The sequence below is a fragment of the Streptomyces sp. NPDC046939 genome (assembly GCF_040644575.1).
Classification (GTDB): Bacteria; Actinomycetota; Actinomycetes; order Streptomycetales; family Streptomycetaceae; genus Streptomyces.
Window position 1 is genome coordinate 195,076 of the sequence record NZ_JBEYWV010000007.1, and the last position, 23,403, is coordinate 218,478.

Here is a 23,403-nt window from a genome sequence, read left to right on the forward strand (position 1 = left end):
GGAGGAACTGCTGGAAGGACCGCTGAAGGAAGGGCTGGAGGAACGGCTGGAGGAACGGCCGAGCCGGCACAGCCGTGAGAAGGCCCGTGTCAGCAGGTCTTGCGCAGGTATCCGCTGCTGCCCGCGGGCGACACGTCGAGGTCGCGGCGGACGATGCTGAGCCGGGAGCCCCACTTCGCGCAGGCGTTGGTCAGGCCCTTGGCGGAGTACTCGATGACGACGACGTTGTTCCCGTACTCGGCGGTGAAGTCGTCGCACTCGTCGTAGTAGCCGCACTCCTCGACGACGGCGAAGTCGAGCCCGGTCTCCTTGCCCGCGTCGGCGAGTTCGCCGGTGTTCTTCTGGGCGACGGCCAGGCCCTTGCCGTGCGCGTGGCTCGCGAGGAGGGAGATGTACGCCTTGGCCTGCGCGCCCGTCAGATAGGCGGGGAAGCGGGTGAAGGTGTCGTAGTTGTCGGGCTCGACGGCCTGGTAGCCCTTGCTCGCGCAGCCGTCGATCCAGGTGTTGACCTTGGCGGCGATGCGCTTGCGCTTGTCGGCGGTGCGGATGTCGAGCACCGCCTCGCCCCAGGAGTCGTCGTAGACGACGTCGCCATTGCCGTCGCGCAGCAGCAGGTCGGCGTCCCAGGTTGACTCGGCGCCGGGCTGGGCCTGGAGGGCGTTGACGTAGCAGATGTTGTACAGCCCCGGCGCCGGGGCGGCGCTCCGGTCCCGGCTGACGACCTTCACACCCGACGGCGGGGTGTACGCGCCGCCGATCTGGTAGTCGAAGCCGGCGTGGGCGGGCGGCAGGGTGACCGCGCTCGCGGCGGCGGAGGCCGGGGAGGGGCCGGCCAGTGTGGCCGCCGCGGCGGCCGTGGCGGCGGCGGCCACGGTGACACATCTGCGCAGTACGTGCTTGAGGCTCATCGCAGAGCTCCAGAGGTGGAGGGCACGTCCCCGCCTCGGGCGCGCAAGGCCCTGGCGACTCAGTCCGGGCTCGTGGCGGCGGCCACATACCGGCTAGGCGTACCTCTGCGCCGACTGCTCGGCATCGGCTTGCCAGGGAGTAAATCGAGCCTCAGGAGTCGTGTCAATAGCTCGAACATGCTCGGAGTAAGAGCGTTTCGAGCAGAAACGCGCATGGATGTTGGCGTCAGGAGAGGCTGGGGACACCCGCGCCGGCCTCTTCCGCCTCGTCCACGACGTGCGCCAGCAATCCGTAGTACCGGCCGGAACGGTTCTCGAAGTCCGCGCGGGCGGACAGGCCCGCCTGCCGACGGACGTCGGGTGCGCGCAGCAGGTCCACGGAGGTCTGGGCGAAACGGGCGGGCAGTCCGTCGCGTTCGGCGCGGGCCACGAGGCGCCGCAGGTGGTCGATGGCGTCACGAGCGGCCTCGCGCTGTTCCCGGCCGGCGCGCAGCATGGTGCGGTACGTCGACGCGGGTTCGGCCCGCTGGAGAGCCTGTTCGAGTTCGGCGGCGAGCGACGCCCCGGCGTGGGCGGTCCGGCGGGCCTCGTCGCCCGCGTCCAGGAGGACCTGGAGCGCGGCGAGCAAGGCCACGTTCCGCTCTGTGCTGGAATCGCTTTCGAGGCGCATCGGCAGGGCACCCTCGATGGCGTCGGCGCGGCTGCGGGCGGCGGCGTGGAGCTGTTCGGCGACACATGTGCTCACACCCATGTGTCGCAGCCCGGCGACTCCGGCGTCGAGCACATCGCGTGCGGTGCGGACCCCGGCCGTCGCCAGGACCCGTAGCGCGTCCTGGTCGTTGGTCGCTTCCTGGCCGGTGATCGCGTCCGGGTCCGCCGTCGCGTCACCGGCCAATGCAGCGGCGGGGACCCGGCTCAGCTCCGCGCCGGTGCGCTCGCGGCGCAGCGCCTCCCACGCCGCACGCACGGCGTCACGCGCCCGCGCGTGGTCACGGGCCACCTGGTCGGCGACCGTATACAGCTTCCGTGCGCGGGCGACGGTCCTCGGACGTACGCCGCTCAGTCGCGCCGCCGCGCGCAGGTTCCCCCCGACGAGGCCGACGGCGATCAGCGCGACCCCGGACAGCACCAACATGTCGGACGTGGCGTAGGGCTCGAAGTCGTCGTCCGCCGGCTCGAGATGACCCTTACGGGGGCCTTCGGTGTACATGTACCCGGTGTCCCAGCCGGCGTCCGTGCCCAGGACGGAGTGGGTCGGCTTGAGCGACGAGCCACGGCTCGCGTCGCACTGATAGGCGCCTTCCATCTGTCGGCTCCCGTCGTGGTACGGGTCGTCCCAGCGCACCGTGCACCGCCCGTCGGACTTCTCGCTCAGCACGGTGAGCTCGACCCGCTGGACGTCGGGATACGACCAGTAGAGATACGCCGCCCACCCGAACAGCACCACACCGAGCGTCAACACCCAGCGGAACACCGGCTTGTGCCGCATCGCCACTCCCCCGTCGCTTCGGCCGATGCCCGGCCGACCTCGAGTCCATGATCTACCTGCGCCATACACCGACTCAAGCCCTCGTCGGCGTCCAGTGACCCTTCCCGGCCTCCACTAACTGACGACACGGCCCCCACGGCCGGAAGCGATCCGTTCATGTTCTGAAAATAAGTCGTTCCCGGGGTATTGCCGAACAGTTGCCTTGACCCTTAAATCAAACCTCGAACTAAGCCAGCACGTCTGCTCGTTGACTGCCCGTGGACCCCTGCCGCGCACGACAGGGGTCTCTCACCCACCCCCGCACGGAGTGACACGCATGAGACACAGATCCATGGGGATCGCGCTCGCCACGGCGGCGGCGCTGCTCTCCATCCCAGCCCAGGCCGCGTCGGGCGCCCCGGCCGCGGCCGCCGCGGACACGCCTCTGTCCCAGGGCAAGGCCGCGACCGCCTCCTCCACGGAGAACGCGGGCACCCCGGCATCGGCCGCGTTCGACGGCGACACCGGCACCCGCTGGTCGTCCGCCGCGACCGACAGCCAGTGGCTCCAGGTCGACCTCGGCGCCTCGGCGAACCTGAGCAAGGTCGTCCTGAACTGGGAAGCGGCGTACGCCAAGGACTACAAGATTCAGGTCTCCGGGGACGGAAGCACCTGGTCGGACCTGAAGTCCGTCACCGGCTCGGACGGCGGCACCGACACCGTCGACGTCTCCGGCAGCGGCCGCTACGTCCGTATGCAGGGCGTCTCCCGGGCGACCCCGTACGGCTACTCGCTCTGGGAGTTCCAGGTCTTCGGCACCGGCGGGACCACCCAGCCCGGTGACACCTGTTCGACCGCGAACGCCGCCAAGGGCCGCCCGGCGACCGCCTCCTCCACGGAGAACGCGGGCACCCCGGCATCGGCCGCGTTCGACGGCGACACCGGCACCCGCTGGTCCAGCGCCGCCGCCGACCCGCAGTGGGTGCAGGTCGATCTCGGCTCGTCGCAGAGCATCTGCAAGGTGGACCTCAACTGGGAGGCCGCGTACGCCAAGGCGTTCAAGATCCAGGCGTCCGCGGACGGCCAGACCTGGACGACCCTGAAGGACGTGACGGGCGCCACCGGCGGCACCACCTCCTACGACGTCAGCGGCACCGGCCGCTACCTGCGGATCTACGGCACGACCCGCGCCACCACCTACGGCTACTCGCTGTGGGAGGTCGGGGTGCACACCGGTTCCGGCGGCTCGGGCGGACCCATCGAGGGCGGCGGCGACCTCGGTCCGAACGTCATCGTCGTCGACCCGAGCACGCCGAACCTCCAGGCCAAGTTCGACCAGGTCTTCTCGCAGCAGGAGTCGAACCAGTTCGGCTCGCAGCGCTACCAGTTCCTGCTCAAGCCGGGCACGTACAACAACATCAACGCCCAGCTCGGCTTCTACACCTCGATCTCGGGTCTCGGCCTCAACCCCGACGACACGAAGATCAACGGTGATGTCACGGTCGACGCGGGCTGGTTCAACGGCAACGCCACGCAGAACTTCTGGCGCTCCGCCGAGAACCTCTCCCTCAACCCGGTCAACGGCACGGACCGCTGGGCCGTCGCCCAGGCCGCCCCGTTCCGCCGCATGCACGTCACCGGCGGCCTCAACCTGGCGCCGAACGGCTACGGATGGGCCTCGGGCGGCTACATAGCCGACTCCAAGATCGACGGCACGGTCGGCCCGTACTCGCAGCAGCAGTGGTACACCCGCGACTCCTCGGTCGGCGGCTGGACCAACGGCGTGTGGAACATGACGTTCACGGGTGTGCAGGGCGCCCCGGCGACCAACTTCGACACCGGCCCGTACACCACCCTCGACACCACCCCGATCTCCCGCGAGAAGCCGTTCCTGTACCTGGACGGCAACCAGTACAAGGTGTTCGTGCCCGCCAAGCGCACCAACGCGCGCGGCGTCTCCTGGCCCGCCAACGCGGGTTCCTCGCTCCCGCTGAGCCAGTTCTACGTCGTCAAGCCCGGCGCGACCGCGGCCACCATCAACCAGGCGCTGTCGCAGGGCCTGAACCTGCTGTTCACGCCCGGTGTCTACCACCTCGACCAGACGATCAACGTCAACCGCGCCAACACGGTCGTCCTCGGCCTGGGTCTCGCGACGATCGTCCCGGACAACGGCATCGACGCCATGCACGTCGCCGACGTCGACGGCGTGAAGCTGGCCGGTTTCCTGATCGACGCCGGTGCGAAGAAGTCCGACACGCTGCTCCAGATCGGCGGGTCCGGCGCGAGCGCCGACCACTCCGCCAACCCGACCTCCATGCAGGACGTGTTCGTGCGGATCGGCGGCGCGGGCCCCGGCCTCGCCACCAACTCCGTGGTGATCAACAGCGATGACGTGATCGTCGACCACACCTGGATCTGGCGCGCCGACCACGGCGACGGCGTCGGCTGGGAGACCAACCGCGCCGACTACGGCCTCGTGGTCAACGGTGACGACGTCCTCACCACCGGCCTGTTCGTGGAGCACTTCAACAAGTACGACGTGCTGTGGAACGGCGAGCGCGGCCGCACGATCTTCTTCCAGAACGAGAAGGCGTACGACGCGCCGAACGCCGCCGCGATCACCCACGACGGCATCGTCGGCTACGCGGCCTACAAGGTCGCCGACAGCGTCAACACCCATGAGGCGTGGGGGCTCGGCAGCTACTGCAACTTCACCTCGGACCCGACCATCGTGCAGCAGCACGGCTTCCAGGTCCCGGTGAAGGCGGGCGTCAAGCTGCACAGCATCCAGGTCATCTCACTGGGCGGCAAGGGCCAGTACGCCCACGTCGTGAACAACACCGGTGCTCCGACCTCGGGGACCGACACCATCCCGTCCAAGATCACTTCCTTCCCGTAAGGGTGATCCCGCCCCGCTGAGAACGCCGCGCGCGGTGTGCTCCGGCCACTCCTCCCCGAGTGGCCCGGATCACACCGCGCGTGTGCGTGGCGACGGAATGCCACGGACGGTTCGTCGGTTGGCACGCGAGTACGTATCCAATGCATGTGCACATACCGACTGGTACCCAGGAGGAACCCCCCGTGACCGACACCGCGTCGTCAGCGTCCCGTGCCGCCGAAACCCTGTCCCGCCCCTTCGCGCTGAACGGTCTGACCGTCCGCAACCGCATCGCGATGGCGCCGATGACCCGCATGTTCTCCCCGGGCGGTGTGCCCGGCGAGGATGTGCGCTCGTACTACTCCCGGCGCGCCGCGGCCGGAGTGGGCCTGATCATCACCGAGGGCACCTACGTCGGTCACCCCTCGGCGGGCGAGAGCGACCGGGTGCCGCGCTTCCACGGCGAGGAGCAGTTGGCGGGCTGGGCGAAGGTCGCCGAGGACGTGCACGCGGCGGGCGGCGCGATCGTGCCGCAGCTCTGGCACATCGGCATGGTGCGCAAGGCGGGCCGGCCGCCCTTCGCGGACGCCCCGCCGGTCGGCCCCTCCGGGCTGCGGCCCGACGGCACCGAGGGCGAGGGCGGCAAGGCGATGACCCAGTCCGACGTGGACGACGTCGTCAACGCCTTCGCGCAGGCCGCCGGGGACGCCGAGCGCATCGGCATGGACGGCGTCGAGGTGCACGGCGCCCACGGCTACCTGCTCGACCAGTTCCTGTGGGCCGGCACGAACCGCCGCACCGACGCCTACGGCGGCGACCCGGTGGCCCGCACCAAGTTCGCCGCGGAGATCGTCGCCGCGATCCGGGAGAAGGTCTCCGCCGACTTCCCCGTCATCTTCCGGTACTCGCAGTGGAAGCAGGACGCCTACGACGCCCGGCTCGCCGAGACCCCGGAGGAGCTGGAGGCGATCCTGACCCCGCTCGCCGCCGCCGGTGTCGACGCCTTCCACGCCTCGACGCGCCGCTACTGGGTCCCGGAGTTCGACGGCAGCGACCTCAACCTCGCCGGCTGGACGAAGAAGCTCACCGGCAAGCCCGCCATCACGGTCGGCTCCGTCGGTCTCGACGGCGACTTCATCGCCGCCTTCGCGGGCGAGAACTCCCGGACCAAGGGGATCGACGACCTCCTCGACCGCCTGGAGCGCGATGAGTTCGACATGGTCGCCGTGGGCCGCGCCCTGCTCCAGGACCCCGAGTGGGCGGCGAAGGTCCTCGCGGGCCGCTTCGACGAGCTGAAGCCGTACGACGTCGCGGCGCTCAAGACCCTGAGCTAGCCGGTGCCGCCGGTGGGCGACACGGGGCGCCCACCGGCATCCGCCGGACAGCCCGGTCAGAACCGCATCGCGTACGCGACCCGCCGCCGCAGCGACTTCGCGCGCTGCGCCTCGTGGTACCGCGCGTCCCGCTCCACGACCCGGATCGACTCGGTCACCTTCGCGCCCGCCCGCTCGATCGCCTCGTCCAGCTCCATCACCAGCGGCAGGTCGAAGATGTCGACGATCTGCTCGATCCGCTCCCGGACGCTGCCGCGGACCACGTGGTACGGGATCTCCAGCTCCTCCAGGGTCTCGATCAGCAGCTCGTCGGACATCCTGCGGAACGGCTCGGAGACCGGCCGGTGGCCGTCCGCCTTCATCTCGAACTCGACCGGCAGATGCACGTAGGCGTCGTAGATCCGCTTGGCGCGCGCCTTGGCGACGGCGCCGTACGCGTCCATGTACTGGCGGTAGAACCGCTTCACCGGCAGCCCGGCGACGTTCTTCACGGTGCGCAGCAGCAGGTTGGCGCCGGGGTTGATGCCGATCCGCATCCGGGCCTCGCCGTAGATCCACTCGTGGATGACGGAGCCGTCGGAGATGAACGCCCCCTCGCCCGCCTCGTTGTGGATGCGCTCCTCCAGGCGGCGCAGGCCGAGCATGGTCAGCTCCATGGCGTTGAGCTCCTGGAGCTGCTTGCCCGGGACGATGTCCATGAGGATCTCCCGCGCGGTCATCGCGTGGGTGCGGGGGATGCCCGTCGCCATCGACAGCGTCTCGGCCGTGGTGCTCTTGCCGCTGGAGTACGTGCCCGAGATCGCCAGGTGCAGACCGCGCCCCCGGGTGGTGGGTGCGGGGGTGGCGGTGGCCGTGCTGGTGTTCCCCATGATGGGTTCTCTTCCCGTCGTGTGTGTCCCGGCCGTGCCGGGGTGTGACTACGTGTGTGGGTGGTGGTGCGGTGCTCAGCCGCCGAGGCCCAGACCGCCGCTGACCGGGAGCACCGCCCCGGTGACGAAGCGGCCCGACTCCCCCGTCAGATAGCGGACGGCGGCGGCGATGTCCTCCGGCTCACCGGTGCGCCCCAACGGCGTGATGGAGAGCAGGTGTTCGCGGCGCTGGTCGGTGATCTCGCGGCTCATGTCGGTGTCGATGAGGCCGGGGGAGACGACGTTGACCGTGATGTTGCGCGGGCCCAGCTCCCAGGCGAGGGAGCGGGCCATGCCGAGCATCCCGGCCTTCGCCGCCGCGTAGTTGACCTGGCCCGGCGCCCCGTACGCGTACGTCATGGACGAGATCAGCACGATCCGGCCCCAGCGGGCGCGCATCATGCCGCGCACCGCGCGGCGCACCGTGCGGAAGGCGCCGTGCAGGTTGACGTCGACGACGTCCGTGAAGTCCCGCTCCTCCATGCGCAGGACCAGGCCGTCCCGGGTGATGCCCGCGTTGACGACGAGCACCTCGACGGGCCCGTGCGCGGCCTCCGCCTTCGCGAAGGCCGCGTCGATGCTCGCCGGGTCGGTCATCTCCGCGTGCACGCCGAGCAGTCGCTCGTCGGGCGGGCCGCTGTCGCGGTGGGTGACGGCGACCCGGTCGCCGTCGGCCGCGAGCGCGGTCGCGACGGCGAGCCCGATGCCGCGGTTGCCGCCGGTGACCAGGACCGAGCGCCCCATCACCGGCTCCTCGGGGCCGGGCGGGCGCCGCTCGCGTGCGGGCGGCGGCCGGTGTGCGCCAGGTTGCGGGCGGCGGTCGCGGCGAGCAGGCGGCCGAGCCCGTGCCTGCTGAGGGCGTCGAGCGCGTCGGCCGGTGCTTCGTCGCGGTGCTGTGGCTGTTTCACCGGGCACCTCCGCAGACCATCTCGGCGGTGCACGGCCGCAGTGGTGCGTCGGCGAACAGGTGGTGCACGGCGGCCGCGAACCGGTCGGCGTTGAGCGTGTGCGGCTGGAGCCGGCGCGCGAAGCGCGGGTTGGGCACCGCCCCGTCGACCGGCTCCTCGGCGAGCAGCGGCGGCAGGAGCGCCTTGGGCGTGCGGGACAGGACGGCGTCGCTCTCGGCGAGGAAGCGCCGGGCGCGCTCGCGGTGGGGCTGTGGCAGCCAGTCCAGGAACGGCAGCCTGACCTCGACGAGTTCGTCCGTGTCGTGGGTGAGGTTCTCGCAGCGGACGCCCGCCAGTTCGCGGGTCAGCCGGCGGGACGCGGCCTGCCACTCCTCGCGCAGGAGGGGGACGCGGCTGCGGGCCTCGTCGAGGAGGACGAGCAGAGGGCGTCCGCCGCCCAGGTGCGCGCGGACCTCGGCGTGCTGCGTCGCGTCGGGCCACAGCCCTTTCGGTGTCCAGGCCCTTTCTCCGGGCACGGCCGCGGGCTCGTCCCAGAGCATGCGGGCCGGCCCTTCGAGGACGACGAGCACGTCTCCTAATCGGAGCGTGGGTGTGAAACGCATGACGAAAATTTCCCCCGTTGCTTTTTTATTGCTTCCCGTGAACGCACACGCGTCGAAGACAACGCAGAATTGTTGCGCCGTTCGGTGATACGGACGGGCCATTGTTTCCGTTCGATGAATGCGCCGGAAACCGTGTGTGTCGTCGCTTACGCGGCGGCGGGCAGGCGGTGGGCCAGCCAGCAGCGGCCGCCGATCCCCGCGAAGTCGTCGACCGCCAGTTCGGCGGTGCGCCAGCGAGCGTCGCCCATGGACAGGATCCTGCTGCCCTCGGTCGACACGGTCGGGACGAAGCCGCGCCCCAGGGGGCGCACGGGCGTGCGCGCGCTGATGACGAAGCGCCGCATCCACAGGGTGTCGCTGTCGCCGCGGTCCAGGCCGTCCTGGGCGTACAGCAGGATCTGGGCGAGCTGGGCGACGCCCACCAGCGCGTCGACCAGGGAGACCGAGGGCCCGTAGGCCGCTTCGGCGCCGTGGGTCGACGCGGGCGCGTCCGCGTCCGGGCCGACGACGCGCTGCAGGACACGAACGCGCTGGCGCTCCAGATCGACCCGGACCTGCTCGCCGTACTGCTCGTGCTGCTTGTAGCCCGCCCCGTAATGGCGCGTCCCCGCAGGTCCGAGCGCCTGCTCCGCGTCCGCGTAGACAGCGGGCCCGGCGGACCCCGCGCCCTGCTCGTGCACGAGCGTGCAGCGCACCTTCAGCCGTCCGACCCGGCACTCGAACGTGCTGGCCAGCACGGACTCCTCGCCGTCCACGCCCGCTACGTCGATGAGCTCGCCCCGGACGGGAAAGTCCGCGAGCTCCTCGTGCGGGCTGCTGCCGGCCCGTACGTCGGCGTGGCGCAGCCAGACGCGGCGGCGCTGCGCGGCGTCGAGGCCGAAGGAGCGGGCGAGGTGCGCCTCCGCCAGACTGGCGGCGAGGACCAGGGCGTCGATGCTGCTCAGGTGCGGGCGCAGATCGCCGCTGCCGGTCTTGCGGGACCAGTCACGCGGGTACGTGAGGGTGCCGCGGGCGGTGACGCGCGCGCCCGGCCGGGCGCTGCCGTCGGTGGAGATGTCCCTGAGCGTCTGGGTGACGCGCTTGTACCCGCTTCCGAAGAAGCGGGCGCTGCCGGGCCCGAGGCAGCTGTCGAGAGATCCGTAGAAGAGTTCTTTGTTTTTCTTGCCGTTCTTTATGCAGTCCATTCCCCGTCAAACCTTCCCCCGTGTCCGGACCGCACGGCCCGGACGAAAAAGAGACTAACACGGAGAACCGCGCGGGAAGCGTTTCGAGGAAGGAGGTGTGACAGCCTCCACAGATCAACCCTAAGTAATGCTCAAGAAGGGATTAATCAATTCCAGTTCCACTTTTACCAAAGTCGGCGGGCCGAATTGACATGGACAGGATTCACTCGCAGGCGATCACGCGGGGCCAGCGGTCGGCGAGCAGGCTCCCGAGGAGCGCCTGCAGCTTCTCGCGGTCCTCGGCGGGCACGGCCTGGAGGAAGTCCCGCTCCACGGCGTCCACGGCGCGACCCGCGCGCGCGAGCGCCGTACGGCCGTCGTCGGTGAGCCGCAGGATGTAGCGCCGGCGGTCGGCGGGGTTGCGCCGCCGCTCCACGTGGCCCGCCCGCTCCATCTCGTCGATGAGGGCGACCATGGTGGTGGGGTCGAGGTGGAACAGCCTGCTGAGATCCTGCTGGGACAGGGTCAGGTCGCTCTCCAGGGCGGCCAGCACGTAGAAGTACCGCATCCGCATGCCCTGTTCCGCGAGGGCGCGCTCCGCGTCCTCCATCAGGATCGACCCGGCCTTGTGGAGCAGGTAGCCGGTTCTGCGGACGAGAGGGAAGTCGAGGCCGGCGGTCTGCGCCGGGGCGGGCGTCGCCTGTGTCATCGGGCCGTTCCCCCTTGTCGTACGCGGTCGTGTGCTGTCGTGTGCGGTGGCCGCGGCGCTGAGCGTCGTCGGTGCCGAACGTCCGGTGTGCCGATCGTCGGTCCCGCAAAGCGTACTGGCGGTGGCCCCGGGCCAGAAGGCCGGTGCCACCGCCAGACAGCGCGTCCGGAGCCCCTTACCGCTCTCCCCCGGCGCGTACGGCCGCCACGGTCGCGGCGGCCGGCGGCTCTCCGGCGGCGGCCCCCACCACCGCCGGGGCCTCATCGGTCTCGTGCTCCTCGGCGGGCGCGGGCTCGCCGATGGCGCTCTCGTGCAGGTCGCGGGTGCGGATGAAGAGGAAGCCGACGAGCGAGCCGACGACGGCGACGGCCGCGCAGACGAACATGACGTCGGTCAGGCCGTCCACGAACGCGGTGCGCGCCGCCGACTCGAGGGCGGGGGCGAGCGCCGAGGGCGCGCGGCCGACGGCCTCCGCGCCGCCGCCCGCCGCCACCGCCTCGCCGAACTCGTGCGCGGACGAGCCGAGTCGGTGTCCGGCGTCGGACTGGGCGAACAGGTCGGTGACCCGGCTCTGGAACGCCGCGCCGAACCCGGCGATGCCGATGGCCACACCGACCTGCTGGAACGTCTCGTTGATGCCGGAGGCCATGCCCGCCTTGGACGGCTCGACCACGGCGATGGACAGCGACGCGCGCGGCGGGTTGAACAGACCCATGCCGAGGCCGATGCCGAACATGCTCGGCAGCAGCGCGGTCCAGGCGGTGTCGGGACCGGTGAGGGCCACGAGGCCGAGGCCGACCGCGATGAGCGCGAGGGAGGCCCCCATGAGCAGCCGCTGCGGCACGCGCGTGGTCAGCGATCCGGAGATCGCCGCGGCCACGAACAGGGTGCCGGTCAGCGGCAGGAACCGCAGCCCCGTCTCCCACGGCGAGAACGCCAGGACGTTCTGCACGTACGACACCAGGAGGAAGATCGCCGACATGGTGGCGGCGGAGCACAGCAGCGTCACCACCGAGACGCCGTTGAAGGTCCTGTTCCTGAACAACGAGAGCTGGAACATGGCGCGTTCACCGAGGCGCCGCTCCACCAGGCCGAAGACCGTGAGCAGGACGGCGGCGCCCGCGAACATGGCGAGGATGGGCGCGCTGCCCCAGCCCTCCGCCTCGCCCCGCAGCAGGCCGAGGACGAGCAGGGTCAGCGCGCCGGTGAAGAGCGCCTGGCCCCACCAGTCGACGGCCGGGGCCGACTCGTCGCGGGACTCACGCATCCGCAGCCCGCTCACGGCGAGGGCGAGCAGGCCGACCGGGACGTTCACCAGGAAGATCCAGCGCCAGCTCAGGCCGTCGGTCAGGGCGCCGCCGACGAGCGGCCCGAAGGCGATGGACAGACCGGCCACACCGCCGAAGATCCCGAACGCCTTGCCGCGGTCCTTGCCCCGGAACTCCTGCCCGATGAGCGCGGGGCCGACGGCGAAGAGCACCGCTCCGCCGAGGCCCTGGATCCCGCGGGCCACGGAGAGCACGACCACGTCGCCCGCGAGGCCGCAGGCGAGCGAGGCGAGGACGAACACGACGAAGCCCACGTTGAAGACGCGCTTGCGCCCCAGGCGGTCCGCCAGCGATCCGGCCGTCAGGAGCACCGCGGCGAGCCCGAGGGCGTAGGCGTCGAGCACCCACTGCAGCGAGGTGAAGCTCGCGTCGAACGCGTCCCTGATGTCGGGCAGCGCCACGTTCACCACCGTCAGATCGAGCAGCAGCATGAACGTGGCCACGCACACGACGGCCAGGGTCCACCCCCGCCCGCTGGTCGGCGTCGTTCGTCCGGACATCGTTCCCCCGAAATCCTCAAGATCAAGGATGATCAAGAATCTGAATCATCGAAATTACCAACGATCCGAGAAGCTATGAATCCCCTGGGGGTCTGTCAACGGAGGCCGTGCGTCTCGGCCATGATCCGTCCGAAAACGGACGGAAGGGGGCTCGGCCCCGGCTCAGTCCCCCTGGGACCAGGCGGCGACCGGCAGGGACAGATAGACGCCGAAGTCGGTCAGGCCGGTCGCCGCGCGGATGGCGTCGTGCAGGGTGTCCACACGCTCCTGCCGGTCGGCCTCCCTGGTCGGGGTCCACTTCGACTTGATCTCGATCACCACGGGCAGGCCGCAGCGGTCGAGGGGGCCGAGGGCCCGGAAGCGGATCTCGACGTCACCGGGTTGCAGATCGCCGTCGTACGGCTCCTCGGGGCACTCCACGGCGAGGGACACGAGATGCGGCAGGACCGAGCCGAGGTGGCGCAGGTGGTGCTCGGGCACGGTGGGGGCGTGGGTGATGTCGACGAGAGGCATCCGCCCCACGTTATCCGGTGTCGGGCGGCGCCTTGTCGGAGGGTTCCGTCGGGTCCTCCCCCGCGGCGAGGTGCTCCAGGACCTCGGCCAGCTCCCTGCACGCCCGCTGCACCGAGCGGCGCGTGGCGCGCTGCTCGGCGACGACGGTGGAGAGCAGCAGCGCGGTCAGCGCGGTGGCCCCGTTGAACGCCTGGAGCTTGACCATGATCTCGACGCCGGTCAGACCGCTGAAGGCGCCTTGCCGCGTGTTCGCCGCGTACGTCGTGGCCACCGAGGCGGCCAGGGCGCACAGCATGCTCCCGGCGAGCTCGAAGCGGAGCGCGGCCCAGATCAGCAGCGGGAAGACCAGGAAGAGCAGGCTCATCCGGCTCAGCACCTCCAGCGGTACGAGCCCCAGCGTGGCGAGCGCGAGACACACCGCCTCCGGCCAGTGGCGGCGCGGGAACCGGCGTGCCGCTCCCAGGAACAGCACGAGCAGAAGCGGGGTGACGACCAGGACGCCCATGGCGTCGCCGACCCACCACGCCAGCCACACCGTCCAGAACCGTCCCGACTCCAGGCTGCCCGTCCACACCTGCGGGGCGACGCCCATCGTCGCGCTGACGAGCATGGCGCCGAGCCCGCCGAGGAAGACCAGGTTGAGCCCGTCCCGCAGGCGGGAGACGTCCAGCCGGAAGCCGACCCTGCGCAGCAGCACGTACGACAGGAGCGGCGCGGCCGTGTTGCCCGCCACGGTCAGCACCGTCGTGAGCTGCGGCGCGGTCAGGGTCAGGATGACGAGGAAGGAGCCGAGGGCGATGCCCGGCCAGACCCGTACGCCGAACAGGAGGAGGGCGGCGACGGCGACGCCCGTCGGTGGCCAGACGGGCGTGACGACCGCGCCCTCCACGACGAGCCGGCCAAGGAGGCCGAGGCGCCCGGCCACGTAGTAGCAGGCGGCCACGGCCAGCACCTTCGCGACCGTCTCCAGGGCCGGCCGGGGGGACCGCCGTAAGACCAACACAGCAGCCATCAGACACCGGCGGGGCCCGCTCGGCCATGTGGACGCCCCCGGCCGTGTCCGCTCGGGCCCCGGGCCCCGGCCGGGCGTTGCCACGCCGGGTCGCCGTCGTGGCCCACGACGAGGACGGCGGCGTCGTCCTCGTGCCCCACCGAGTCCGCCAGCTTCATCACGCCGCTGACCAGGGTGTCCACGCCCAGGCCCGCGGCGGCGGTCACCTCGGCGAGCCGGCGTACCTGTGCGAGCCCGTCGTCCAGGTCGAGCGACGGGCCCTCGACCACGCCGTCGGTCGGCAGGACGACTACGCCACCCGTGTCGAGGCGGTGCCGGGTCACGGGGTAGGAGGCGCCGGGCAGCACGCCGAGCGGCGGCCCGCCCTCGCCGTCGTCGACGCCGGAGCGGCCGTCGGCCGTGGCCCAGATGTGCGGGATGTGTCCGGCGCGGGCGCACTCCAGGGTGCCGGTGGCCGGGTCGAGCCGCAGGAACGTGCAGGTCGTGAAGAGATCCGCGTCCAGGGCGAGCAGCAGGTCATTGGTGCGGCCGAGCAGTTCCCCCGGGTCCCCGGTGACGGAGGCGAGGGCGCGCAGACCGACGCGGACCTGGCCCATGAACGCGGCGGCCCTGATGTTGTGCCCCTGCACGTCCCCGATGGACAGGCCGATGCGGCCGTCGGCCATGGTGAAGGCGTCGTACCAGTCGCCGCCGACGTTGAGCCCCCGGTTGGCGGGCATGTAGCCGACGGCCAAGCACACCCCCGGCGGTTGCGGAAGATCCCGGGGCAGCATGCCGTGCTGCAACGCCACCGCCAGTTCGACCCGGGAGCGCTGCATCTGCGCCAGCTCACGCGCGCGAGCGGTGAGCGCGCCGAGCTTGGCCAACAACTCCTCACCGTCTTCGGCGGACCCGCTACGGAACACAGCTCGCCCCCGCTCCACGAAGACCCCCACCTACTGTGCCCGCACGGAGCGACCCCCGCATCTCGGGCGAGGGGCCGAGCCCCCTTGTACGGGGCCGCCCCGAACCCGTACAAGGGACCGACGCGGGGCCCCGCCCGTCCCGCGCAGGGCACCCCGGAAAGGCACCCACGTGAGTCATCCGCTTCCCCTTGACGGAGTCACCGTCGTCAGTCTTGAGCAGGCCGTCGCCGCGCCGTTCGCCACGCGGCAGCTCGCCGATCTCGGGGCGCGGGTCGTCAAGGTCGAGCGGCCCGGCGGCGGCGACTTCGCCCGGCGCTATGACGGCACCGTGCACGGTCAGGCCAGTTATTTCGTGTGGCTGAACCGGTCCAAGGAGTCCCTGACCCTGGACGTGAAGTCCGCGGCGGGGCGGGACGTCCTGGAGGAGCTGCTCGCGGGCGCCGACATCTTCGTGCAGAACCTCGCGCCGGGCGCCGCCGACCGCCTGGGTCTGGGGGCGGCCGCGCTCCAGGCCCGCCACCCGCGCCTGATCACCTGCACGATCAGCGGCTACGGCACCACTGGACCCTGGGCCCACCGCAAGGCGTACGACCTGCTCGTGCAGTGCCAGACGGGCCTGCTCTCCCTCACCGGGTCGCCCGAGGAACCGGCCCGCGCGGGGATCTCGGTCGCCGACATCGCCGCCGGGATGTACGCCTACAGCGGCATCCTCACCGCCCTCTACACGCGGGCGACGACCGGCCGCGCGCCGACCGTCGAGGTCTCCTTGTTCGAGGCGCTGGCCGAGTGGATGGGCCAGCCCGCCTACTACACCCGCTACGGCGGCACCCAGCCGCCCCGCGTCGGCGCCCGGCACGCCACGATCGCCCCGTACGGACCGTTCACCGCCGCCGACGGCAAGGACGTCCTGCTGTCCATCCAGAACGAGCGGGAGTGGCGGGCCCTGTGCGCCGTCGTCCTGGACCGCCCGGAACTCGCCGACGACCCCCGCTTCGCCACCGGCGCCGCCCGCGTCGCCCACCGCGAGGAGGTCGACGCCGCCGTCGCGGCCCGCTTCGCCGCACTCGGCAGCGAGGACGCCATGGCCCTCCTGGACGAGGCGGGCATCGCCAACGCGGGCGTGAACTCGGTCGCCGAGTTCCTCGCCCACCCCTCGCTCGCCGCACGCGACCGCTGGCGCGACATCGAGGTGCCGGGCGCCCCCGGCCCCGTACAGGCGCTCCTGCCGCCCGCGGACCTGTCGGGGGTGGCCCCGCGCATGGACCCGGTGCCGGTCGCCGGGCAGCACACGGAGGCGATACTCACCGCCCTGGGGCGCGACGCCGGCGCCATCGAGCGGCTGCGGGCGCAGGGCGTCATCGAGCTTCCGGCGCGGGACCACTGACGCCACCTCCGTTCGTGTAGCGGGGTCCTGGACGCTTTGCGGATACTGTGCGTACGTTCAGGTGACTTGGCATGAGTACGCGCGTTTTCAGTGCATAAGCTCCGCTGCGTGACTTCACGTCCACACACTTCGCGTCACCACACCACCGCCGCCGCCGAGTCGGCGGACGTCATCGTCCTCGGCGCCGGTCCGGCCGGACTCGTCGTCGCCAACCTGCTCCAGGCGCGCGGCATCGACTGCGTCGTCCTGGAGCGCGCCACCCCCGACCGCGTCCGGACCCGGGCCCGCGCCGGTTTCCTGGCCGCGAACACCGTACGGATCCTGGACCGCCACGGCCTCTCCGACGGGCTGCACCGGCACGGCCGGACGCACAGCGTCTGCGAGTTCCGCACCGACGACGGCCGCTTCCGCCTGGACTACAGCGCGCTCGGCCTCGGCGAGCGGCACACCGTCTATCCGCAACAAGCGCTCGTCAGCGACCTGTTGACGTACTACGTGAAGGCCGGGGGCCGGGTCCGCTACGAGACCGAGGCGCTCGCCGTGCACGACGCCGACAGCGACACGCCGTCGGTGAGCGTGCGCGCCCCGGACGGCCGCCCCGGGCGGTGGCGGGGACGCTATGTCGCCGGGTGCGACGGCCGGCACGGGGCCGCGCGCCGCTCCCTGCCCGAGGGCGCGGTCCGCCACTACCGCCGCGACCACCACGTGACCTGGCTCGGGCTGCTCGCCGAGGCGCCGCCCAGCATGGACGCCGTCGGCTACGCCGTGCACGCGCGCGGGTTCGCCGGACACATGGCCCGCACCAGCGACATCACCCGCTACTACCTGCAGTGCGAGCGCGGCACCCCGCCCGGCGCCTGGTCCGAGGACCGGATCTGGGACGAGCTGGACCTGCGGATGCGCGCCGAGGAGTACGGGCCGCTGCGGCGCGGCCGCATCGTCCAGCGCGACCTCGTCGACTTCGAGTCCGACGTCCTCGAACCGCTGCGCCACGGCGCCCTGTTCCTCGCGGGCGACGCCGCCGGGCTGATCAGCCCGTCCGCCGCCAAGGGCGCCAACCTCGCCGTCCTGGAGGCCGAACTCCTCGCGCTCGCCCTGACCGACGCGCTCACCGGCGGGGACCCGACCGGGCTCGACGCCTACTCCGCGCGCTGTCTCACCCGGGTCTGGCCCGCCCAGGAGTTCTCGCACTGGCTGATCGAGCTCCTGCACAGATCGCCCGGCACCGATCACGAGGCGCCGTTCCACGACCGCCTGCGGCGCGCCCGGATGACCGCGCTGCGCACCTCACGCAGCCAGCAGGACTGGTTCGCCGAACGCTACGTCGGCGTCTGACCCGGCCCCGCGCACCCGCGTCACCCACCCCACAGAATGAGGAACCGCCCGTAATGATCACGGCGTTGTCGGACGACACGTCGCGCCTGCGCGCGACGGTCGACTTCGTCTCCGCGCAGGACAGCGAGACCCTCCTGCCGCTCCTGCTGCCCGGGCTCGACGGACCGGAGCTGCGCGCGCTCGTCGAGCGCTGCCGCTTCGCGCACGCCGCGCTGCTCGTCTTCCCGCCGGACGCGCGGGCCCTTGACGCGACCCTGGCCGCGTGCGGACTGCCGCCCGGCGCGCCGCCGCGGCCGAGCGTCGTCGTACGGGACCGGCTCGCGCTGCGCCACCACCGCGCCGCCGCCGATCTGGACGTGCGCATCCTGCGCCCGGCGGTGCGGGGGCGCGACGGACGCCCCCGTACGGTCGAGGTGTTCACGCTCACCGTGCCGCCCGGCTCCGATCTGACGCCCGTCGCCGAGCGGGAGCGCGCCCGCCAGGAGGAGGCGCACGTCGCCTTCGAGGTCGTCGCGCCCGATCCGCTGATCCTGCGCGGTCTGCGCGCGTCGTTCGCCCGCCACGGCGCCGAGCCGGACGGCGGCGGCTACAACCCGCACGAGAACGGCACGGTGTTCTACTTCACCGCCCCCGCCGACGCGAAGGCCGACCACCGCCGCATCGAGCTGTACGCGCCGGGCGACCACCGCGACCAGCTCGGCGCGCACCTCGACGCGTTCCGCACCGGTCAGCCCGCGGAGACGCTCCTTCGCCTGCTCACCGGCGCCTGGACGACGCAGGCGCTGGCCGTGTTCGCCGAGTTGCGCGTGCCGGACGCCATGGAGACCGAGCGGGCCGTGGACGCCGAGGCGCTGGCGCGCGCGGTCGGCGCCGACGCGGACACCCTGGCCGTGCTCCTGCGCCACCTCGCGGGGCTCGGCGTCGTCACCGACGAACCCCCCGCCGGTTTCCGTCTGACCCCCTTGGGCGTGCTGCTGCGCGCGGACGACCCGGGGTCCATGCGCGCGCTGGCCCAGATGTACGGCGGCCCGTTCTACACGTCCTTCGGCGCGCTGGCCCACACCGTGCGCACCGGCGAGGTCGCCTTCGAGCACGTCTTCGGGCGCCACCACTTCGACCACTTCGCGCGCGACCCCGAACTGGCCGCGCTGTTCGACCGGTCGATGGCGGCGAGCCGGCGCATGTTCGCACCGCTCCCCGCCCACCCGGTGCTCGCCGCCGCCGCGCGCGGGCCGGGCGGCGCGACGGTCGTCGACGTCGCGGGCGGCAACGGGGAGCTGCTCACGCACATCCTCGCCACCCACCCGGGCCTCGACGCCGTCCTCCTCGAACGCCCCCACGTCATCGAGGCCGCCCGCACCCGCCTGGACGCCGCCCGCTGCACGTTCGTGCCCGGCGACTTCGCGGACGTCCCGTCCGGCGCCGACGTCTACCTGCTGTCGCGGGTCCTGCACGACTGGGACGACGCGCGGTGCCGCGACATCCTGCGCCACATCGCCCGCGCCATGCCGGCGGGCGCCGACCTGCTCATCGTGGAACGCCTGCTGCCCACGGACGGCTCCCCGTCCCTGGCCCCGGCCTGGGACCTGCACATGCGGTGCAACGTCGGCGGCCGCGAACGCACCGCCGACCACTACGCCCGGCTCCTCGCCGACGCGGGCCTCACCCTCGTCGACCACAGCCCGCTGCCCCTGGACGCCCGCGTCCTGCACGCTCGTAGAAGCGGGTCCGGCGACGGCGAGGGAGTGTCGTCCTAGAGTCCCCGCCAGATGTTGTCGAACGCCGCGTTCTCGACGGCCCTGCGCTGGCGCACGGCCTGCAACTCCTGCACCGCCGTGCCGACGGCGACCAGGACGGTCAGCAGCGTCTCATCGGTCGGCTCCCCGGCCGGCTCGTCGCGGAGCCCCGCGGCGGCGCCGAGCGCGGCGAGGACGGGCTCGGCCGCCTCCCAGCGCTCCTCCGCCGTGCGCCGGGCGGCCGAGTCGACCAGCTGCGTGCGCCCCGTCGGCAGCGGGCTGCGGCGGCCCCGCCGCGCGACCGCGAGGCCGACGCGCTCCAACTCGTCGGTGTACGCCGTGGACAGCCCGCGCCCCCGGCGCCACAGCCAGTCCTCGGCCGACTCGTACGGCTCCTCCCGCACGAGCGCCGAGGCCGCCTCATCCAGGAGGCCGTCGCCGGTGAGCGAGGGGGCGCCGGGCACGAGGCGGTCGCCCTCGACGGTGACGGCCCGCGCCGCGACGAGGTCGAGCACCTCGGCGCCCGCGAGCGCGAGCGACAGCTCCCCCTGCTCCACCGTCCGGCCGGACGCCCCGCCCAGGGCGACGATCGCGAGGTCCCGTGCGGTGGTCATGGGCTGCTCCTTGTGCGGTTGCCGAGTACGGACGCGAGCGCCAGCGTAGGCCGCCGGGGGCGGGGACGCGCCGCACGGGTCCGTGCGAGATCGAACGCCGACGATCACCGCGCCCGTCCGGCGCTGTCCGATTTTCGACGCCGCGCCCCGCGAACGACCGCCGTACCGGCGCACCGACCTGGGGGCGCGCGCCCCCAGGAGCGCCTATCCGCCGCCGGAAACAGGCCGAGTTCCATCCTTACCTGGTCAAACATCCAGCGGCCTTGATCAGCGTTTCGAGTTAATGTCGCCGGTTCCTCTTGGTTCGGCGGGCCGGGCCGCCACTACTGTTCTCGCGAAATCTCGACGGATTCCCGTCTCTATCCCGGCATTTCGTCCTGTTGTCACATCCCCGTCGTCCGATCCCGTCCGGGCCCGCGCGCGGCCGCCCGACCAAGGAGAGCTTCCCCCGATGACAACCGTTGACTCGACCCCGGAGGCCCGCACCGAGCCGCCCCGGCAGACCAGTCTGGGCACCGCCGCTGCCCGCAACCTCTCCACCACCACCAAGTCCGCCCCGCAGATGCAGGAGATCACCTCCCGTTGGCTGCTGCGGATGCTGCCCTGGGTCGAGACGACCGGTGGTACCTACCGGGTCAACCGGCGCCTGACCTACACCGTCGGCGACGGACGCGTGGAGTTCATCCAGGACGGCTCCCACGTCCGTGTCATCCCCCGCGAGCTAGGCGAACTCGCGCTCCTGCGCGGCTTCGACGACGTGGAGGTGCTGACCGCCCTCGCCGACAAGTGCGTCCAGCGCGACTTCGCGGCCGGCGAGACCCTGGTCGAGCGCGGCGCCCCCGCCGAGCAGCTCCACCTCATCGCCCACGGCCGTATCCGCCAGCACACCGTCGGCGAGTACGGGGACCAGGTCACCCTCGACGTACTGGCCGACGGCGACCGGTTCGGGGACGACGCGCTGCTCGGCACGGACGCCACGTGGGACCGTACGGCCGTCGCGGAGACCCCCGGCACACTGCTCACCCTGTCGCGCGCCGACTTCGCGCGCGTGCTGGACAGCGCGCCGAACCTGCGGGCGCACGTGGAGGAGTTCACCTCCCGCTCGCGGCGGAACCAGAACCACCGCGGCGAGGCGGAGATCGCGATGTCCGCCGGCCACTCGGGCGAGCACGAACTGCCCGGCGCGTTCGTCGACTACGAGTCGCAGCCCCGCCAGTACGAGCTGTCGGTGGCGCAGACGATCCTGCGGGTCCACACCCGCGTCGCCGACCTCTACAGCGAACCGTTCAACCAGACGAAGGAACAACTCCGGCTCACCATCGAGGCGTTGCGCGAGCGGCAAGAGGACGAGCTCGTCAACAACCCGGAGTTCGGCCTGCTCCACAACTCCGACTTCAGCCAGCGCATCCAGCCGCACGCGGGCCCGCCGACCCCGGACGACCTGGACAACCTGCTCTGCCGCAGGCGCGGCACGAAGTTCTACCTCGCGCACCCGCGCACCATCGCGGCGATCGGGCGCGAGTTCAACGCGCGCGGGCTCTACCCGGACCACGTCGACGTCGGCGGCCAGCAGGTCCCGGCGTGGCGCGGGGTCCCGATCCTGCCCTGCAACAAGATCCCGATCACCAAGGAGCGGACCAGCTCGATCCTCGCCATGCGTACGGGCCTGGAGGAGCAGGGCGTCATCGGTCTGCGCCAGACCGATCTGCCCGACGAGTACGAGCCGGGTCTCAACGTCCGCTTCATGGGCATCGACGAGCGGGCCATCACCTCCTACCTCGTCTCCACGTACTACTCCGCCGCGATCCTCGTGCCGGACGCGGTCGGTGTCCTGGAGAACGTGCAGATCTCCCACTGGCCCCGGTAGCGGGACCGGCTCGTGAAAGGAGTCATGGATGCCCCCGCCTGAGCTCACCCCACCGCAGTCGACCGTGCCGGAGGCCGCCGCCGGCTTCGGGGCGCGGGTGCTCGCCGACGCGGTGGCCCACGCCCGGGACGTCAGCGCCCTCCTGGGCGGAGCCCCGACCGCGCCGCCCTCCGCGGCCGAGGTCCCGACCCCGGCCCCTGCCCCGCAGGTCGACCTGGCGCAGATCCTGCGCGGGCCGAGCGGCCTCGGCACGTCGGGGCTGCGGCTGACGCCGAGGGAGGAGGCGCCCCGCCCGCCCGAGGTCGTGGAGCCGTCGGCGGCCCCGCTGCCCACGCCGTCCGCCGCGTCGGGCCCGGCGGTCCCCGGCCTGTACCACCACCCGATCCCCGACCCCGACCCGGCGCGGGTCGAGGAGGTCAGCCAGCGGATCAAGTCCTGGGCGCTGGACGAGGTCTCCCTGTACCCGGACGACTGGGAGGAGGAGTTCGACGGGTTCTCCGTGGGCAGCTACATGGTCGGCTGCCACCCGGACGCGCCCACGGTCGACCACGTCATGCTCGCCACGCGGCTGATGGTGGCGGAGAACGCGGTGGACGACTGCTACTGCGAGGACCACGGCGGCTCGCCCGTCGGCCTCGGCGAGCGCCTCCTCCTCGCCCACACCGCCCTCGACCCGCTGCACACGACGGCGGAGTACCACCCGGAGTGGGCACAGTCGCTGCACTCGGACGCGCCCCGGCGCGCCTACCGCTCCGCCATGGAGTACTTCGTACGGGCGGCCAGCCCCTCCCAGGCCGACCGGTTCCGGCACGACATGGCACGCCTCCACATGGGCTACCTCGCCGAGGCCGCCTGGGCGCAGGAGGAGCGGGTGCCGGAGGTGTGGGAGTACCTGGCGATGCGTCAGTTCAACAACTTCCGCCCCTGCCCGACCATCACCGACACCGTCGGCGGCTACGAACTCCCCGCGGACCTGCACGCCAGGCCGGAGACGCAGCGCGTCATCGCCCTCGCGGGCAACGCGACGACCATCGTCAACGACCTGTACTCGTACACCAAGGAACTCGACGCACCCGGCATCCACCTGAACCTGCCGGTCGTGCTCGCGCACCGTGAGGGCCTCTCCGAACGGGACGCCTACCTCAAAGCGGTCGAGGTCCACAACGACCTCATGCACGCCTTCGAGAACGAGGCGGCGGCGCTGGCCGCGGCCTGCCCCGTCCCGAACCTCCAGCGTTTCCTGCGCGGCGTGGCCGCGTGGGTGGACGGCAACCACCACTGGCACCAGAACAACACCTTCCGCTACAGCCTGCCCGACTTCTGGTAAGAGA

At 72.0% G+C, this 23,403-nt stretch carries 20 protein-coding genes; 7 read left to right on the top strand and 13 right to left on the bottom strand.

Annotated elements, in window-relative coordinates; genetic code table 11:
• Nucleotides 1–89 precede the first annotated feature (89 nt).
• Nucleotides 90–908 carry an endo alpha-1,4 polygalactosaminidase gene (locus ABZ877_RS10385; RefSeq protein ID WP_361067470.1) on the bottom strand — a complete coding sequence of 273 codons (819 nt, stop codon included), beginning with the start codon at nucleotides 906–908 and terminating at the stop codon, nucleotides 90–92.
• A 226-nt stretch (nucleotides 909–1,134) separates the two neighbouring features.
• Nucleotides 1,135–2,397, bottom strand: coding sequence for a hypothetical protein (locus ABZ877_RS10390; protein WP_361067472.1), 1,263 nt, complete (start codon nucleotides 2,395–2,397; stop codon nucleotides 1,135–1,137).
• Between the two features lie 316 nt (nucleotides 2,398–2,713).
• Between ABZ877_RS10390 and ABZ877_RS10395 the strand changes: the two genes are divergently transcribed.
• Entirely contained in the window at nucleotides 2,714–5,275 is a 2,562-nt protein-coding gene (locus ABZ877_RS10395; protein ID WP_361067475.1) for a discoidin domain-containing protein, read from the top strand.
• Between the two features lie 182 nt (nucleotides 5,276–5,457).
• Nucleotides 5,458–6,588 carry an NADH:flavin oxidoreductase gene (locus ABZ877_RS10400; RefSeq protein ID WP_361067478.1) on the top strand — a complete coding sequence of 377 codons (1,131 nt, stop codon included), beginning with the start codon at nucleotides 5,458–5,460 and terminating at the stop codon, nucleotides 6,586–6,588.
• 56 nt (nucleotides 6,589–6,644) lie between these two features.
• Here the strand turns inward: ABZ877_RS10400 and ABZ877_RS10405 are convergent, their stop codons facing one another.
• From ABZ877_RS10405 to ABZ877_RS10450, 10 genes are all read right to left on the bottom strand, one after another.
• Entirely contained in the window at nucleotides 6,645–7,457 is an 813-nt protein-coding gene (locus ABZ877_RS10405) for an AAA family ATPase (protein WP_361067480.1), read from the bottom strand.
• A 75-nt stretch (nucleotides 7,458–7,532) separates the two neighbouring features.
• Nucleotides 7,533–8,240 (bottom strand): 3-oxoacyl-ACP reductase FabG, encoded by a 708-nt coding sequence (fabG, locus tag ABZ877_RS10410; protein WP_361067483.1) that lies wholly within the window; start codon nucleotides 8,238–8,240, stop codon nucleotides 7,533–7,535.
• Entirely contained in the window at nucleotides 8,240–8,404 is a 165-nt protein-coding gene (locus tag ABZ877_RS10415) for a hypothetical protein (RefSeq protein WP_361067485.1), read from the bottom strand. The genes fabG and ABZ877_RS10415 overlap by 1 nt, the downstream gene beginning before the upstream one ends.
• Entirely contained in the window at nucleotides 8,401–9,006 is a 606-nt protein-coding gene (locus ABZ877_RS10420; protein WP_361067488.1) for a hypothetical protein, read from the bottom strand. The genes ABZ877_RS10415 and ABZ877_RS10420 overlap by 4 nt, the downstream gene beginning before the upstream one ends.
• 146 nt (nucleotides 9,007–9,152) lie before the next feature.
• Entirely contained in the window at nucleotides 9,153–10,190 is a 1,038-nt protein-coding gene (locus ABZ877_RS10425) for an AvrD family protein (protein WP_361067491.1), read from the bottom strand.
• A gap of 202 nt (nucleotides 10,191–10,392) precedes the next feature.
• Complete coding sequence (locus ABZ877_RS10430; RefSeq protein WP_361067494.1) at nucleotides 10,393–10,878, bottom strand: MarR family winged helix-turn-helix transcriptional regulator; 486 nt, start codon at nucleotides 10,876–10,878, stop codon at nucleotides 10,393–10,395.
• 175 nt (nucleotides 10,879–11,053) lie between these two features.
• Nucleotides 11,054–12,706, bottom strand: coding sequence for an MFS transporter (locus tag ABZ877_RS10435; RefSeq protein WP_361067497.1), 1,653 nt, complete (start codon nucleotides 12,704–12,706; stop codon nucleotides 11,054–11,056).
• Nucleotides 12,707–12,868: 162 nt separating this feature from the next.
• Entirely contained in the window at nucleotides 12,869–13,219 is a 351-nt protein-coding gene (locus ABZ877_RS10440; protein ID WP_361067500.1) for a hypothetical protein, read from the bottom strand.
• A gap of 10 nt (nucleotides 13,220–13,229) precedes the next feature.
• Nucleotides 13,230–14,231, bottom strand: a complete 1,002-nt coding sequence (locus ABZ877_RS10445; RefSeq protein WP_361067503.1) for an MASE1 domain-containing protein — start codon at nucleotides 14,229–14,231, stop codon at nucleotides 13,230–13,232.
• Nucleotides 14,231–15,136 carry a PP2C family protein-serine/threonine phosphatase gene (locus ABZ877_RS10450; protein ID WP_361067506.1) on the bottom strand — a complete coding sequence of 302 codons (906 nt, stop codon included), beginning with the start codon at nucleotides 15,134–15,136 and terminating at the stop codon, nucleotides 14,231–14,233. The genes ABZ877_RS10445 and ABZ877_RS10450 overlap by 1 nt, the downstream gene beginning before the upstream one ends.
• Nucleotides 15,137–15,305: 169 nt before the next feature.
• Here ABZ877_RS10450 and ABZ877_RS10455 point away from each other — a divergent pair, with 169 nt between their 5' ends.
• The 3 genes from ABZ877_RS10455 to ABZ877_RS10465 all read left to right on the top strand — a co-directional run bounded on the left by ABZ877_RS10455 (nucleotide 15,306) and on the right by ABZ877_RS10465 (nucleotide 19,612).
• Nucleotides 15,306–16,520, top strand: a complete 1,215-nt coding sequence (locus tag ABZ877_RS10455; RefSeq protein WP_361067509.1) for a CaiB/BaiF CoA-transferase family protein — start codon at nucleotides 15,306–15,308, stop codon at nucleotides 16,518–16,520.
• A gap of 108 nt (nucleotides 16,521–16,628) precedes the next feature.
• Nucleotides 16,629–17,855: a 4-hydroxybenzoate 3-monooxygenase gene (locus ABZ877_RS10460; RefSeq protein WP_361067511.1), complete on the top strand. Its 1,227-nt coding sequence runs from the start codon at nucleotides 16,629–16,631 to the stop codon at nucleotides 17,853–17,855.
• Between the two features lie 53 nt (nucleotides 17,856–17,908).
• Nucleotides 17,909–19,612: a methyltransferase gene (locus tag ABZ877_RS10465; RefSeq protein WP_361067514.1), complete on the top strand. Its 1,704-nt coding sequence runs from the start codon at nucleotides 17,909–17,911 to the stop codon at nucleotides 19,610–19,612.
• Here the strand turns inward: ABZ877_RS10465 and ABZ877_RS10470 are convergent.
• A complete protein-coding gene (locus ABZ877_RS10470; RefSeq protein WP_361067517.1) occupies nucleotides 19,609–20,205 on the bottom strand; it encodes a GPP34 family phosphoprotein in 597 nt (198 codons plus the stop codon). The two genes, ABZ877_RS10465 and ABZ877_RS10470, sit on opposite strands and share 4 nt — an antisense overlap.
• Before the next feature lie 451 nt (nucleotides 20,206–20,656).
• On the opposite strand from ABZ877_RS10470, the gene ABZ877_RS10475 reads away from it, so the two are divergent.
• Together ABZ877_RS10475 and ABZ877_RS10480 are read left to right on the top strand one after the other, a co-directional pair.
• Entirely contained in the window at nucleotides 20,657–22,072 is a 1,416-nt protein-coding gene (locus ABZ877_RS10475; protein ID WP_361067520.1) for a family 2B encapsulin nanocompartment shell protein, read from the top strand.
• A gap of 28 nt (nucleotides 22,073–22,100) precedes the next feature.
• Nucleotides 22,101–23,399 carry a family 2 encapsulin nanocompartment cargo protein terpene cyclase gene (locus tag ABZ877_RS10480; protein WP_361067523.1) on the top strand — a complete coding sequence of 433 codons (1,299 nt, stop codon included), beginning with the start codon at nucleotides 22,101–22,103 and terminating at the stop codon, nucleotides 23,397–23,399.
• Nucleotides 23,400–23,403: the final 4 nt, after the last annotated feature.

Bases quoted from the DNA above. Each gene is read 5' to 3' on its own strand.
- ABZ877_RS10385 (WP_361067470.1), bottom strand. From the start codon at position 908: ATGAGCCTCAAGCACGTACTGCGCAGATGTGTCACCGTGGCCGCCGCC.
- ABZ877_RS10390 (WP_361067472.1), bottom strand. From the start codon at position 2,397: ATGCGGCACAAGCCGGTGTTCCGCTGGGTGTTGACGCTCGGTGTGGTG.
- ABZ877_RS10395 (WP_361067475.1), top strand. From the start codon at position 2,714: ATGAGACACAGATCCATGGGGATCGCGCTCGCCACGGCGGCGGCGCTG.
- ABZ877_RS10405 (WP_361067480.1), bottom strand. From the start codon at position 7,457: ATGGGGAACACCAGCACGGCCACCGCCACCCCCGCACCCACCACCCGG.
- fabG (WP_361067483.1), bottom strand. From the start codon at position 8,240: ATGGGGCGCTCGGTCCTGGTCACCGGCGGCAACCGCGGCATCGGGCTC.
- ABZ877_RS10420 (WP_361067488.1), bottom strand. From the start codon at position 9,006: ATGCGTTTCACACCCACGCTCCGATTAGGAGACGTGCTCGTCGTCCTC.
- ABZ877_RS10425 (WP_361067491.1), bottom strand. From the start codon at position 10,190: ATGGACTGCATAAAGAACGGCAAGAAAAACAAAGAACTCTTCTACGGA.
- ABZ877_RS10430 (WP_361067494.1), bottom strand. From the start codon at position 10,878: ATGACACAGGCGACGCCCGCCCCGGCGCAGACCGCCGGCCTCGACTTC.
- ABZ877_RS10435 (WP_361067497.1), bottom strand. From the start codon at position 12,706: ATGTCCGGACGAACGACGCCGACCAGCGGGCGGGGGTGGACCCTGGCC.
- ABZ877_RS10440 (WP_361067500.1), bottom strand. From the start codon at position 13,219: ATGCCTCTCGTCGACATCACCCACGCCCCCACCGTGCCCGAGCACCAC.
- ABZ877_RS10445 (WP_361067503.1), bottom strand. From the start codon at position 14,231: ATGGCTGCTGTGTTGGTCTTACGGCGGTCCCCCCGGCCGGCCCTGGAG.
- ABZ877_RS10465 (WP_361067514.1), top strand. From the start codon at position 17,909: ATGATCACGGCGTTGTCGGACGACACGTCGCGCCTGCGCGCGACGGTC.
- ABZ877_RS10470 (WP_361067517.1), bottom strand. From the start codon at position 20,205: ATGACCACCGCACGGGACCTCGCGATCGTCGCCCTGGGCGGGGCGTCC.
- ABZ877_RS10475 (WP_361067520.1), top strand. From the start codon at position 20,657: ATGACAACCGTTGACTCGACCCCGGAGGCCCGCACCGAGCCGCCCCGG.
- ABZ877_RS10480 (WP_361067523.1), top strand. From the start codon at position 22,101: ATGCCCCCGCCTGAGCTCACCCCACCGCAGTCGACCGTGCCGGAGGCC.